Raw genomic sequence first — 14,586 nt, forward strand, 5'->3', positions numbered from 1 at the left:
TTAAAAATGTTTGAACAACGATATACAAAGGCCAAAAAGGGGTAGTCAGGCAGCCTCGGCTGCCTGACTACCCCTCCACATATAACTCATAGAGTATGGATGTTTACACATAATTCTTGACGGAACCAATAAAATTAAATTTTCGCCAATAAAATTGTGAACTACGCCAATAAAATATAAATTTCCGCCGAAACAACAAAATCAAGCAGAGATTCTACACTGAAATCTCCAATTTTTCGTAAAAATGACGTGAAAATGCTATAATACGGGGAAAATACATAAGGGCGGTTTGTTTATGTGGGAAGTTAAGGTGGCTATTTCCGGGCCATATAATTTTGATCTTGCTTTGAGCAGGCTGGCGCTGGATCCTCTGCACGTTGTTGATATTGAGAAGCGATCCGTAAAGGTGCCGCTTGTACTTGATGATAAGAAGGTAGTGGCCGAGGTAATCGGTACTGGCACGCTGGAAAATCCCGAATTCCTGATCCGTGCCAATCTTGAAAAAGAAAAGACCATCCAGCGTTTGACGGAAATTTTTCAATGGGATGTCGAGTTGATTCATATTCACGAGCATTTTCAAACTACGCAGTTGAAAGATTTGTTCATTGAACATTACGGCACGCCGCTGGTGCTGGAGTTCGACCCGTTTTCAAGCTTGATTAAAAGCATTATCCACCAGCAGCTGAATCTGAAGTTTGCTTTTACTTTAACAGATCGATTTGTCAAAACATTTGGCGAGGAAATGGACGGCGTCTGGTTTTATCCTTCTCCTGAAAAAGTGGCCAGTCTAACGGTCGAGCGGCTTCGTGAACTGCAATTCAGCGGGCGGAAGGCTGAGTACGTAATAGGAATTGCTGAGTTAGCAGCATCAGGGAAGCTTGATTTTAAAAAATTGAAATCTCAATCTGATGCGGAAATCGCTCAGGAGTTGATCAAGATTCGTGGAGTTGGCCCATGGACAGTGCAGAATTTCTTGATGTTTGCACTAGGCAGGCCGAATATGTTCCCGATGGGGGATATAGGCATTCAAAATGCGCTGAAGAAGTTTTTTAACCTGGAGCAAAAACCGACACCAGCGGAAATGGAAGTATATAAAGAACCATGGAATCCTTATTTGAGCTATGCTTCGCTCTATTTATGGAGAAGCATTGAGTAATTGGAGTGAAGTTGTATGAAAAAAGGTTTTGCTAAAAAGGAATATACAAAAAATGATCATGCCAAAAAAGGTGTTGCGAAACAAGATGATTCTGTCAAAATCCAGCTAAAGCAGACCTTTCCACTGACGATCAAGCGGCTTGGGATCAATGGTGAAGGAGTTGGTTATTTCAAGCGGCAGGTCGTATTTGTCCCCGGAGCTCTGCCGGGCGAAGAAGTAGTCGTTGAAGTGACAAAGGTCCACCCAAAGTTTTCTGAGGCGAGAATCAAAAAAATCCGTAAGCCATCCGAGCACAGAATCAAGCCTCTTTGCCCGGTATATGATCAGTGCGGCGGCTGCCAGCTGCAGCATCTGGATTATCGTCAGCAGTTAAATGAAAAACGGGATATTGTCATCCAGTCACTGGAAAGGCATACAAAGCTGAAGATTGACCAGCTAGAAATAAGGCCGACGATCGGAATGGAGAATCCCTGGGGCTATCGGAACAAGAGCCAGTTCCAGGTTGGCGAAAAGGACGGTAAGGTGCTTGCCGGCCTGTACGGATTGAACTCTCACAACTTAATTAACATCGAAGAATGCGCGGTCCAGCATCCCGCGACGACTAAGGCAACGGAAGTCGTAAAAGGAATTCTGCAGGACTTGAAGGTTCCAATTTACAATGAGAAGAAGCGCCAGGGACTCGTGCGGACAATCGTGGCAAGGACAGGTGTCCAGACGGGAGAGCTGCAAATCGTGCTGATCACGACGAAAAAAGAGCTGCCAAAAAAGGATATTATCATTCAGGAAATCAAAAAGCGCCTGCCTGAGGTCAATTCAATTATTCAAAACGTCAATGGTGAACGAACATCCGTTATCTTCGGAAAAGATACGGCCACGCTGGAGGGCAGCGATTTTATCCAGGAAACTCTCGGAGACCTGCAGTTCGAGCTTTCGGCGAGAACCTTCTTCCAGCTGAATCCTGAGCAGACGGTGAAACTGTACAATGAAGCAAAAACGGCTGCTAAGCTGACTGGCAAAGAAAAGCTTGTCGATGCTTATTGCGGAGTAGGTACCATCGGGTTATGGATGGCTGACCAGGCTGGTGAGGTCAGGGGAATGGATGTCATTCCTGAATCGATTGAGGATGCGAAGAAAAATGCCGAGAAGCACGGCGTCAAGCATGCGAGGTTTGCAGTCGGCAAGGCAGAGGAGCTTCTGCCGAAATGGCTGAAGGAAGGCTGGCGTCCGGATGTGATTGTCGTCGATCCGCCTCGGACTGGCTGTGATCAGGAATTTTTGAAAACGGTGTTGAAAATCAAGCCGAAAACATTCGTTTATGTTTCCTGCAACCCATCAACGCTGGCAAAAGATATCCAAACATTAGGCTCGCATTATAAAGTAGAATACATTCAGCCAGTGGACATGTTCCCGCACACTTCACAAATAGAGAGTGTGACGAGGCTGGTTTTGAAATAGACAGAGGAGGAATTTCAAATGATTAGTGAAAAGTTGGTTAAAGGTTTAACGGAGCAAATGAATTACGAGTTTTATTCTGCGCATGCCTACCTGGCGATGGCAGCATATTGTTCTGCTGAAAATTTGGATGGCTTCGCGAACTTCTTTCTGGTACAGGCCGAAGAGGAACGTTTCCATGCAATGAAGTTTTACAATTTCATTAATGACATGGGAGAGCGCGTGACAGTAGAAGGCTTCCACGCTCCGTCTAACGAGTTCGCATCCGTCCTTGATGTTTTCGAAAAAGGTCTTGGACACGAGAAGGAAGTTACACGCCGCATTTACAATCTTGCAGATATCGCACTTGATGAGCGCGAGCACGCAACAATGACGTTTTTAAAATGGTTCATCGAAGAGCAGGTTGAGGAAGAAGCGATGTTTGACGGATTGATCCAGAAACTGCGCAGGATCGACCAGGACAGCAATGCATTCTTCATGCTCGAAAGCGAGCTGGCACAGCGCACGTTTACTGCACCGGAATGACCATACGAATAGTTGAGCAGGATTCCTTGCGGGAATCCTGCTTTTTTTCGTGTGAAAAAGGAATTTCGAAAAAAAAATTATAAGATGTCAGCCCGCTACATAACCGTTTAGCGGGCCTAACCTTGTGGTATACGTCCAATGAGGAGCATTGTTGCAAGTGTGTTTATTGTGGCGTCTGCACGAAGGAGCATCCTGTTTGCAATTACATACATATTTTTAAATAAAACATGCTCCCACATCATGAGCGGGAGGAATGAATCAGTGAAGAAAGACGAGAAGAATCAATCTGTTAACGAAAATTCAAAAGATCAACAGCTTGAACAATTCAGGTCTGGTCATGACGGAGAAGCGCTGACGACTAACCAGGGGCTGCGGGTATCCGAAGACGAGCATTCCTTGAAAGCGGGAGTCCGCGGACCGACGTTGATGGAGGATTTTCATTTCAGGGAAAAAATGACCCATTTTGACCATGAGCGCATTCCAGAGCGTGTAGTCCACGCAAGAGGTTATGCAGCACATGGACATTTTCAGGTGTACGAGCCGATGGCTGAATATACGAAGGCGAAGTTCCTTCAGGATCCAAGTGTAAAGACGCCAGTTTTTGTGCGTTTTTCAACGGTTGCAGGTTCCCGCGGATCAGGCGATACAGTCCGGGACGTCCGCGGCTTTGCGACGAAATTTTATACAGAGGAAGGCAATTATGATCTTGTCGGGAATAACATACCTGTATTCTTCATTCAGGATGCTATCAAGTTCCCGGATTTAGTCCATTCATTCAAGCCAGAGCCACATAATGAAATTCCACAGGCGTCGACGGCGCATGATACATTCTGGGATTTCATCGCGAACAATACCGAGTCTGCGCACATGGTTATGTGGGCAATGTCTGACCGTGCAATTCCGCGCAGCTACCGGATGATGGAAGGCTTTGGCGTCCATACGTTCAGATTTGTGAATGAGCAGGGCAAGGCACGTTTTGTAAAATTCCATTGGAAACCAGTTCTTGGCGTCCATTCTTTAGTTTGGGATGAAGCACAAAAATTAGCAGGTAAGGATCCAGATTTCCATCGAAAAGACTTGTATGAAGCAATTGAAATGGGAGATTATCCGGAATATGAGCTTGGAGTGCAGATGATTGATGAGGATGATGAGTTTAAATTCGATTTTGATGTTTTAGATCCGACAAAAATCTGGCCTGAGGAAATGATTCCAGTCAAAATCATTGGGAAGATGACACTGGACCAGAATGTAACGAACGTATTTGCTGAGACAGAGCAGGTTGCGTTCCATCCAGGCCATGTTGTGCCTGGTATCGATTTTTCTAATGACCCGCTCCTGCAAGGACGATTGTTCTCGTATACCGATACGCAGCTTACACGCCTTGGGGGACCTAATTTCCACGAGCTGCCGATCAACAGGCCTGTGTGCCCGTTCCATAATAATCAGCGCGACGGAATGCACCGGATGACAATTGACCGCGGACAGGTATCTTATCATAAAAACTCACTGCAAAGTAACTATCCAAAGCCTGCCCCTGCAAGTGAAGGCGGCTATGAGCATTATCAGGAAAAAATGGAGGGAAAGAAGGTACGCGAACGCAGCGACAGCTTCAAGGACCATTACTCCCAGGCAATCCTTTTCTGGAACAGCATGACGGAAGTGGAAAAGCAGCATATCATCGACGCGTTCAGTTTTGAGATTGGAAAGGTCAAGAGCAAAGATGTCCAGCAGCAAGTTGTTGACATGCTTGGCAATATCGACACATTCCTCGCAGCTCAGGTTGCTGTAAGCGTTGGTGCTAAAAAGCCAGCAAACAGCAAAACAATGGAAGTAACCCTTACTTCCCCAGCCCTGAGCCAACTGAATACAGTGAAGCTTCCGAATACAAGGAAGGTAGCCATTCTAGCTGACAATGGCTTTAATACGGCAGAGGTAACTGATTTGATGGAATTGCTGAAAAAGAGCGGCATCACGGCTGAAATCATCAGCAAGAACCTAGGGATGATCCAAGGTGACGACGGTAAGGAACTTGAAGTGAATCATACTCTCCTGACAAGCAGTTCTGTCCTTTATGACGCTTTATTTGTCGCTGGCGGCCAGCAAAGCGTTGACAGCCTGAAGCAGAAGAAAGAAGCAGTATATTTTGTTGACGAGGCATTCAGTCACTTTAAAGCAGTCGGGGCTGGTAAAGAAGGCTCTGCACTGCTTGCTGCTGCCGGAATCAGCCTTGAAGGCTCTCCAGGTGTCGTAGTATTCGAAAACAGCAATGAAGTGACAGCTGAAAGCCAGAAATTCATTGATGCGATTATCGAGCACCGCCACTGGAATCGAATGATGTAATTACTAATGATCGAAAAAAGAGAAACGGATGAAATCTGTTTCTCTTTTTTTAAAACCTTTATTTAGGAGGAGATTTTTATGAAGGTAATCGTATTTGGTGCGCATAGCAGCGTCGGCGAATTTGTCGTAAGTAAACTCCGAATAAACGAGCACGCATCGTGCGCAGTGGTTGGCAAGGAAAACCAGATCGAACTGTTGGAAAAGCGTGGAGCCACCGAGGTTGTCGTATATGAAACCAGCATACTCCAAAGGTTATTCAAGGGATTTGATGCAGCGATTTTTCTGACTGGCATCAGTCCTAAAGCCCAGACTGGGAAAACTGTGATGGTAGACCACGAGTCAGTCATAGAAACTGTCAGGGAAGCGGAAAGGCAGGGCGTGAAAAGATTTGTCATGATGAGCGCCATCACGGCCAATGAAGCGGCAGGCGATGAAAGCCGTGAGATTGGCGCAAAGGAAATGCCTGATGAATTTCTAAGGCAGTCGAATTTGACATATACTGTTGTGCAGCCTGGTTCTTTGAACGACAAACCGGGTGATGGAAAAATTTCTGCGGCCGTTACCCTTGATTCTGCCACGCTTGAGATTTCCCGCGAAAATCTGGCAGAGGTGCTGGTTGCCACGCTTGATGCCGAGAGCACTTTTAACAAAACGTTTGAGGTTGCAGACGGAGAAACACCAGTATCCGAAGCGCTAGCCTCACTATAGGAAAGGAGGATTTCAATGGGGTTAACAGATTATTTAGTGGTTGGATTGTTTGTTTTCATTGCAATAATCATCCTTGTTCCCGTCCTGCTATTTATCTACTTATATATAAAAGATGACAGGCAGAAGCAGCACTCCATCCTGAGGAATTTCCCCGTAATCGGGAAGGTCCGTTATTTTACCGAGCATATCGGACCGGAAATGAGGCAATATCTATTCAATGCCGACAATGAAGGAAAGCCATTCTCCAGAAAGGAATATCAGGATGTCGTCAAGGCGGGAAAGTATAAGGAAAGATTGATAGGTTTTGGATCACTTCGCGATTTTGATGCAGAAGGTTTTTATATAAGAAACACACTGTTCCCAAAACTTACAGACGAGATGAAGGTCGACAACGCTGAGAAAATCAAAACACGAGTTTACAAGATTGATGGGGAGTCTCTTTTTACCAGGAAGGAGCATAACGAGGAAAAATTAATTGATCCCTTTTATTTGCGTGATGAAGATGCTGTCGTGCTCGGTGAGAAGACATGCCGCCAGCCTTTCAGGGTAAAAGGGCAGGTTGGCCAGTCGGCAATGAGCTATGGTGCGCTCGGCGAAAGGGCAATTCAGGCATTATCAAAGGGACTTGGACTCGCAGGTGGGACCTGGATGAACACTGGCGAGGGCGGCCTGTCTGATCATCATCTGGCAGGGAACCCAGATATCATCATGCAAATCGGCCCTGACTTATTCGGCGTCCGCAAGCCGAGCGGTGAATTTTCCTGGGAGGAGTTCAAGCGGAAGAGTGAGCTTCCGCAGATAAAAGCATTCGAAATCAAGCTCGCCCAGGGTGCAAAGACACGTGGAGGCCATGTTGAAGGTGCAAAGGTTACGGAGGAAATTGCGAAAATTCGCTTAGTAGAGGTTGGGAAGACAATTAACAGTCCAAACCGCTTCTATGAATTTGGTGACGTTCCATCGATGTTTGATTTTATCGAACAATTGCGTACAGTTGGAGGCAAGCCGGTCGGCATCAAGATCGTCGTCGGTGATTTGGATGCACTTGAGAATATGGTTTCCTATATGAAAGAAAGCGGAAAGGGCCCTGATTTCATTACCGTTGACGGCGGAGAAGGCGGTACTGGTGCAACTTATCAGGAGCTTGCCGATTCCGTTGGTTTGCCCATCCAGTCTGCACTTCCAATAGTCGATGAAATGCTGAAGCATTATGAAGTGAGGGATAGAGTGAAGCTGATTGCCTCAGGAAAATTGATCACTCCGGATAAAATCGCGATTGCGCTTGCAATGGGTGCTGACCTTGTGAATATCGCGCGCGGTCTGATGATCAGTGTCGGCTGTATCATGGCACAGGTATGCCACACGAATACTTGCCCCGCAGGAGTAGCCACTACGGATAAAAAGCTTCAGGATGGGCTCGTCGTTGATGAAAAGTATTACCGGGTCTGCAACTACATCGTTTCACTGCGGGAAGGGCTGTATAATCTGGCAGCTGCAGCGGGTATCGACAGTCCGACACAATTTGAGCGAAAGCACATCGTCCATAAAGATGAACTGGGCAGGATTTCTCCGGTCGAGGAGATCCTTCATGCCGCTCGCAGGACACAAATGCAGAAAGAAGGATAATCTGCTGCAAGAAGAGTCGATCTGCTAAGCTTTCAATGAAAATAGTGCCTTCCCCATCGGGGCAAGGCACTTTTCGTTTTAGTCAGCAAACTGAAGATATTCAATCACATTGCCAAACGGATCATAAAAACTGATGAATTTTCCCGGAGGGCATTCTGTAGGAACCCCGACAAGGAATTTTACATTCTTATCTTTTAATTGCTGAAGTGTTTGGTCAATATCACCTGTTTTTAATGCTAGAACGACGCCAGAGGGGTGTTCATCGGATTTATAGGAAACATTTTCAGATTGCTCTAAAACCAGAGGAAGATCGCCATTAATGAGTGTAACAATCTTAGGTCCGTACTGTTTGTTAACTTCAAACTTCAGCACTTTCGTATAGAAATCAACCGCTTCTTCCATGTCAGGAACATAGATACTGATAACGCAAGCTTGGCTCAAAGTTTCATCTCCTTATTCTTTTAGAGTATTTATTCTATTAAATGGAAAAAACTCCTTTAAAAATTTTCTTATCATCCATTTTGTGAAATAATTAGGCAATAACGCTATTAATAGGGGGTTTCTTGCTTGGCGGGTAAAATAGCTTTAATTGCCGGTGCAACCGGGCTGATTGGAAATGAATTACTTAACTATCTTTTGAATGCAAATGAATATGAAAAAGTCGTTGCAATTGTAAGAAGGCCGCTTTCGGAAAAGCATCCAAAGCTTGAAGAAAAATTGGTTGATTTCGATAAATTGGAAGATTATATAGATGTATTTTCCGTGGACGATGTGTTCGTCTGCCTGGGAACGACGATCAAGAAGGCGAAAACGAAGGAAGCGATGTGGAAAATAGATGTCGACTATCCTGTATCAATTGCAAGATTGGCAAGTTCGCAGGGAGTACGGAAGTTTTTGCTCGTCAGCTCAATGAATGCTGATCCAGATTCTCCAATATTTTATTCGAAAATGAAAGGGAAGCTGGAGGAGGAAATTAAGCAGTTCACATTTGAAACAACGGCGATTTTCCGTCCGTCCTTGCTGCTAGGAAACCGGGATGAATTCAGGCTTGGCGAAAGAGTGTCTGCCGCTATTTTTACAGTAGTGCCATTCTTGTTCGCAGGGCCATTGAAGAAATATAAAGCAATTGAAGGAAAGACTGTTGCGAACGCGATGTATAAGGTCGCACAAGAAAATAAAACTGGAGTAATGATCTATCCGTCAGAACAAATCGCCGAAATCGGCAGATGATGGCACTGCCAGAATAAAGAGGTTATGTGGATGTTAACTATACTGCTGCTTTTGATTGGAATTTTAGTTGTTGGTTTTGCTGTTTTAAAACTTTATCCGGCTTTCGGGGGCAAGCACACCAAAGAGAAAAGAGCGATCTACAGCCAGTCGCCGCAATATCAAAACGGGAAGTTCGTCAATCAGGTGCCCACTACATGGGATACAAGCTTTAACTCGATGGCTTCAATGCTGAAGGATTTTGTTAAAGGCAATCCGAACCGGAAGCCCAAATCGCACATCCCAATGGCCACGTTTAAGCCATTCCCAAATGAAGCTGGAAAAGAAACGATGCTCACCTGGTTTGGACACTCAGCATTCCTGTTGGAAATCGAGGGTAAGTCGATTTTGTTTGATCCGATGTTTGGCAAGGCGCCAACTCCTTTTCCAGTGAGGGGCCAGCGCTACAGCGGGAGCCTTCCTTTCGAAATTGAAGAATTGCCAATGATTGATGCTGTGGTCCTGTCGCATGACCATTATGATCACCTTGATTACGGATCGATCATGAAGCTAAAGGGAAAGGTCAAGCAGTATTTTGCTCCGCTGGGGGTTGGGACACATTTGGAGAGATGGGGAATCTCCCCTGAAAAAATAAGTGAGCATGACTGGTGGAATGAAATCTCCTTTGAAGGATTGCAAATGGTTTGTACTCCGGCACGACATTTTTCAGGACGCAGCCTTACAGATCGGAATTCTTCGCTCTGGTGTTCCTGGGTAATCACAGGTGGAAATTCAAAAATTTATTTTAGCGGTGATGGAGGGTACGGACCGCATTTTAAAGAGATTGGAGAAAAGTACGGACCTTTTGATATTACCTTGATGGAATGCGGACAATACGATGAACGCTGGGCTGCAATCCATATGATCCCTGAGGAAACGGTCCAGGCCCATATCGATGTGAAAGGAAAGGTGCTGATCCCGGTTCATTGGGGTGCTTTTACCTTATCCCTGCATGATTGGTATGACCCTGTTGAAAGGGCGGTTAAAGCAGCAAAAGAATCCGGAGTTGAGATTGCAACTCCTCGGATCGGGGAGTCAGTTACTGTTGGCGCAGATTATCCTTCATCAGTCTGGTGGCGTTTAGCTGAAAGCTGATTGGGGGAGGATTTTAAAATGAAATGAAAGCCACGTGATCATTCACATGGCTTTCCATTACTCAATCGACTGAGGCTGAATCAATACATCCTCTTTATTCGGATGATTCTTTTCAATATGCTGCTCGCCCCAAGAACATAGTGAATCTAATATTCCTTTTAATGACCAGCCATAATCCGTCAGTGAATATTCGACCTTTGGAGGGACCTGGTTGTATACTTCGCGCAAAATAACATTATCCTCTTCAAGCTCACGCAATTGCTGCGTGAGCATTTTTTGTGTGATCCCAGGCATCAGTTTCTTCAGCTCGCTCGTGCGTTTCTTTCCTTCGATCAAATGGCATAGGATGACGACCTTCCATTTGCCGCCGATGACCTCCAGTGCGGCTTCGACTGGAATATTGTATTTTTTCATGGCTCGTCTGCCTCCTTTATTTTAATTTGAACTATGTCAAAGGTATCAAATTGGTTACTTTTTAGTGCCTATAGTACTTGAAAGTGCGTACTTCCCAATGTTGCAGTAAGAAGTCATAATAGCATTCTGTTGGGAACCCTTCAGTTGGTTAGGCCCATTATACAACTACGATCCACAAAGGTGTATAGGGCACTTTTAAGTACCTATATCACCTGCAGGTGCCTATGGAACTTGAAAGTGCGTACTTCCCAACTTTCCAGGTATGCATCATAATTGCATTCATGCTGGCACGGTGAAAGGCGCCTTCACTGGCCAACTTGGAAGTAAATCTATTCTTAGGAGGATTTCTTATTATGAGTTCACATATACAACAAACCAAAAGTAAGGGTGGAACACTATCGCTTTTAGCATTGGCGATCAGTGCATTTGGCATCGGTACGACCGAATTCGTCCCGGTAGGATTATTATCAACGATTGCAGACGATTTAAATATATCTATTACAATGGCTGGATTATTGATTTCCGGCTATGCGATGGGAGTTGCGTTTGGAGCACCGATATTAACAGCTTTAACCAATAAGATGAGCCGTAAAACACTGCTGATGGCTTTGATGGTCATCTTTATTGTCGGGAATTCTATTGCGGCTGTTTCTACTAGCTTTGGCCTATTATTAGTCGCCCGCATCATCACTGCATTTTCACATGGTGTCTTCTTCTCGATAGGGTCAACGATTGCTGCTGATTTAGTACCGGAACATAAAAGGGCTAGTGCGATTGCCTTCATGTTCACAGGATTGACTGTCGCGACTGTCACAGGCGTACCGCTAGGAACATTCATTGGCCAGATGTTTGGCTGGAGAGCTACATTTTTGGGAGTAGCTCTGCTAGGTGTAGTTGGAATTATCGCAAGTGCAATCCTGATTCCGAAAAATATTAAAGATGCACCACCTTCAAAGTTCAGCGACCAATTAAAAGTTTTAAAAAACGGTCCGCTATTATTGGCATTCGCCATTACCGCACTTGGTTATGGAGGAACATTCGTAGCATTTACCTACCTGACGCCAATACTTCAGGACATTACTGGCTTTTCACCCAGTGCAGTTAGCATCATTCTATTAGTCTATGGAATTGCAGTAGCCATCGGAAATACGATTGGCGGCAAGGCTGCCGATAAAAATCCACTAAAGGCATTGTCATGGATGTTCATTATTCAAGCGATCATCCTGGTTATTCTAACTTTCACAGCACCGTTCAAGATTGTGGGAGTAATCACGATCTTCTTGTTGGGAGTATTTGCATTCATGAATGTACCTGGATTGCAGGTTCTCGTTGTGAAATTGGCAGAACGTTATGTTCCAGCTGCTGTCAATGTCGCTTCAGCATTGAATATAGCAGCCTTTAACGTTGGAATCGCTATCGGGGCATTTGTTGGCGGAATAATCGTCGATACGATTGGGCTAATCCATACTCCATGGATAGGCGGAGTCATGGTTTTAGGCGCGGTATTTCTGACCATGTGGAGCATGGCTATTGAAAAACAAAAGCAATGAGATTAAGGACTGTCCTTTAAGGGGCAGTCTATTTTTCAAGTTTCGGATTTACTTCCGACCGATACAGAAATTTATTTCCTATATATGGGATATAAAGATCGCAAAGGAGATTCTATATGCCCGAAACGAGGAGAGAGTAGAGCTTCAGGGATTGTAAAATTAAAATTGACAAATATACAAGAAGAATAATCCAGAAAGATTCCATGTTAATTGGAATCTTTTTTGTGGTTTGGAAGATGTCTGGCAGGCTGCTAGGTATATAGATTCCATTGTGATTGTCCACACAAATATAAACTCCTCAAATAGATTCATTTTTTGTGAAATTTACAAATTCAACATATTTCGACAACATTTTTACATTATGATTATTTTGGATTTGTATTTGAGGAGGTAGTCAAAGTTGAAGAAAATGATTTCTGTTTTACCAGCACTTATCTTATTGTTTTCAACTCTTTACCCGTCATTCATGACCAGTGCTCCAACCGTGAATGCAGCTGAAGCACCAAATGTGGTCATCAGTGAAATTGCCTGGATGGGAACATCCAAAAGCTACAGCGATGAATGGATTGAACTCTATAATAATTCAGGTACAGATGTTGTTCTGGACGGCTGGCAGCTGAATGCGGCGGACGGTGCCCCGGCGATTGCGCTTAGCGGCAAGATTCCGGCAAACAGTTACTTTTTGCTTGAAAAAACAGACGACCAATCCGTGACCGAGATCCAAGCTGACCTTATATATAGCGGCTCACTCGGCAATACCGCGGAACACCTCAAACTAATTGATGCGGCAGGTGCTGTAATTGACGAAGTCGACACCTGGTACGCTGGTGACAACACAAAAAAAGCAACGATGGAGCGTATCGATCCAGGAGTTTCGGGATTAGATTCAACCAACTGGGCGACTGCCAACGCAAGCTATGCGGATGGGTTGGGCACGCCAAAGGCATTCAATTCAACAGGCACTGATGGAAGCGGCTCGGTTGGAGATCCTGGCGGCGGTTCAACGACACCTCCTCCAGCAAATAATGCATGTGAAGACAGAACACAGCGGATTAATAATGTTTCCGAGGCTGAAGGAGCAATGAATGTTTATTTTAATAAATGTGCATTCCCTCAATATGCATCGGCAGGAAATGAAGCTAACTATAATGTGAATTTTGAAGATATCTTAATCAAGAGACTTAACTCAGCAACAAAGAGCATTGACTTTGCTACATATGAAATCAATCTTCCGCGCGTGGTTGATACATTGATCCAGAAAGCAGCTCAGGGTGTTGACGTTCGGGTCATAGCTGATTCAAAAGACGCGGCAGACCCTCACTATGCAGAACGTTTTGAAACGATGCGACTTTACCTGGAAAAAATGGTACGCGGACAGGATGCAAAAATTGGCACAGCTGATGATATCGTTATTTTTTCAGACTCCCCAATGTTTGCTGTAGAAGACAGTGCGAAAAGAACCAATCTGGGACTTCCGGTTAATGCGAATGATATCGCGCAAGTGAACGTGACAGTGGGCAACACTGCTGAAACAGGCCGGTTGTTTGTCGATGGTGAAGCAAAGGCAGCGGGCAGCTATTACGGACCGGGAAACCAGATGCACAATAAGTTCGCAATCGTAGATGACCGCTGGGTATTCACTGGCACCTGGAATTTTACTGTGACAGGCCTTTATGGCTCAGATGAAAATATGCAACAGGGCATCCTTGATGGCAACCAGAACCAAATCGTAGAAATCAACTGGCCACAGCTGGCAGGAATCTATGAAACGGAATTTAATGAAATGTGGGGAACCACTGCTTTGAATCCGGATCCTGCGCTCTCGAACTTCAGCAGCCGTAAAACTGATAACACAACACATGTAATTGATATCAACGGGAAAAAGGTAGAAATCTATTTTTCTGCAGGGGATAATGCTATTGGGAAAATGGCTGATCTGATTCGCAACGAAGCCCATTTCAATACATACTTCTCGATTTTTGCGTGGAGCGATCAGGCACTTGCGGATGAATTGAAAAATAAATGGGAAGGGTCCTACAATGACATGGAGGGAACCCTTACTGGATTTGATATGAAAGGCTTGTTCGATTCAGATTTCTGGAATCAATGGTGGTCTGCGAGTGTCGATATGACTGGGCGGACTGCTTCACAGACAAGCGTAAACAATCCAAACACACGCTGGAACAATCCGGCACCTGTTTACGCTGATGCTGAGGTTCGCAAGCTCCATAGCAAGACGATGCTGATCGACGTCGATACAGATAGTGACCCTACTGTCATCGTCGGTTCCACTAACTGGAGCAACAACGGCAACAACGTTAATGACGAAAATATGCTGATCATCCATGACACAGCTATCACCAACCAGTTCGTGCAGGAGTTCAACGCCCGCTACGTCCAAGCAGGCGGGACATTGCAATAAAGTAGATAATTTTCCCCAACTGGTATTAAATTTTA

12 protein-coding genes are annotated in these 14,586 nt (G+C 44.8%); 10 read left to right on the forward strand and 2 right to left on the reverse strand.

Annotated elements, in window-relative coordinates:
* The first annotated feature begins 295 nt into the window (after nucleotides 1-295).
* The 6 genes from M3204_RS19730 to M3204_RS19755 all read left to right on the forward strand — a co-directional run bounded on the left by M3204_RS19730 (nucleotide 296) and on the right by M3204_RS19755 (nucleotide 7,804).
* Nucleotides 296-1,156, forward strand: coding sequence for a DNA-3-methyladenine glycosylase family protein (locus M3204_RS19730; RefSeq protein ID WP_251486629.1), 861 nt, complete (start codon nucleotides 296-298; stop codon nucleotides 1,154-1,156).
* Between the two features lie 15 nt (nucleotides 1,157-1,171).
* Nucleotides 1,172-2,611 carry a 23S rRNA (uracil(1939)-C(5))-methyltransferase RlmD gene (rlmD, locus tag M3204_RS19735; protein WP_251486632.1) on the forward strand — a complete coding sequence of 480 codons (1,440 nt, stop codon included), beginning with the start codon at nucleotides 1,172-1,174 and terminating at the stop codon, nucleotides 2,609-2,611.
* Nucleotides 2,612-2,629: 18 nt separating this feature from the next.
* On the forward strand, nucleotides 2,630-3,133 hold the full coding sequence (locus M3204_RS19740) for a ferritin (protein ID WP_251486635.1): 504 nt from the start codon (nucleotides 2,630-2,632) through the stop codon (nucleotides 3,131-3,133).
* A gap of 240 nt (nucleotides 3,134-3,373) precedes the next feature.
* A complete protein-coding gene (locus M3204_RS19745; RefSeq protein ID WP_251486859.1) occupies nucleotides 3,374-5,473 on the forward strand; it encodes a catalase in 2,100 nt (699 codons plus the stop codon).
* Nucleotides 5,474-5,551: 78 nt separating this feature from the next.
* Nucleotides 5,552-6,181, forward strand: a complete 630-nt coding sequence (locus tag M3204_RS19750; protein WP_251486638.1) for an NAD(P)H-binding protein — start codon at nucleotides 5,552-5,554, stop codon at nucleotides 6,179-6,181.
* A gap of 15 nt (nucleotides 6,182-6,196) precedes the next feature.
* Nucleotides 6,197-7,804, forward strand: a complete 1,608-nt coding sequence (locus M3204_RS19755; RefSeq protein WP_251486641.1) for an FMN-binding glutamate synthase family protein — start codon at nucleotides 6,197-6,199, stop codon at nucleotides 7,802-7,804.
* A gap of 78 nt (nucleotides 7,805-7,882) precedes the next feature.
* Here M3204_RS19755 and M3204_RS19760 read toward each other — a convergent pair whose 3' ends face one another.
* Nucleotides 7,883-8,245, reverse strand: coding sequence for a VOC family protein (locus M3204_RS19760; protein WP_251486644.1), 363 nt, complete (start codon nucleotides 8,243-8,245; stop codon nucleotides 7,883-7,885).
* A 126-nt stretch (nucleotides 8,246-8,371) separates the two neighbouring features.
* Between M3204_RS19760 and M3204_RS19765 the strand changes: the two genes are divergently transcribed.
* Together M3204_RS19765 and M3204_RS19770 are read left to right on the forward strand one after the other, a co-directional pair.
* Entirely contained in the window at nucleotides 8,372-9,034 is a 663-nt protein-coding gene (locus M3204_RS19765) for an oxidoreductase (RefSeq protein WP_251486647.1), read from the forward strand.
* Between the two features lie 216 nt (nucleotides 9,035-9,250).
* Entirely contained in the window at nucleotides 9,251-10,165 is a 915-nt protein-coding gene (locus M3204_RS19770) for an MBL fold metallo-hydrolase (RefSeq protein ID WP_251486863.1), read from the forward strand.
* 57 nt (nucleotides 10,166-10,222) lie between these two features.
* On the opposite strand, the gene M3204_RS19775 is transcribed toward M3204_RS19770, so the two are convergent.
* A complete protein-coding gene (locus M3204_RS19775; RefSeq protein ID WP_102261477.1) occupies nucleotides 10,223-10,579 on the reverse strand; it encodes a winged helix-turn-helix transcriptional regulator in 357 nt (118 codons plus the stop codon).
* Between the two features lie 353 nt (nucleotides 10,580-10,932).
* On the opposite strand from M3204_RS19775, the gene M3204_RS19780 reads away from it, so the two are divergent.
* Nucleotides 10,933-12,129, forward strand: coding sequence for an MFS transporter (locus M3204_RS19780; RefSeq protein ID WP_251486650.1), 1,197 nt, complete (start codon nucleotides 10,933-10,935; stop codon nucleotides 12,127-12,129).
* A 409-nt stretch (nucleotides 12,130-12,538) separates the two neighbouring features.
* Complete coding sequence (locus M3204_RS19785; protein WP_251486866.1) at nucleotides 12,539-14,551, forward strand: phospholipase D-like domain-containing protein; 2,013 nt, start codon at nucleotides 12,539-12,541, stop codon at nucleotides 14,549-14,551.
* The last annotated feature ends 35 nt before the right edge of the window (nucleotides 14,552-14,586 follow it).

The organism is Mesobacillus subterraneus (assembly GCF_023715485.1).
Classification (GTDB): Bacteria; Bacillota; Bacilli; order Bacillales; family Cytobacillaceae; genus Mesobacillus; species Mesobacillus subterraneus_B.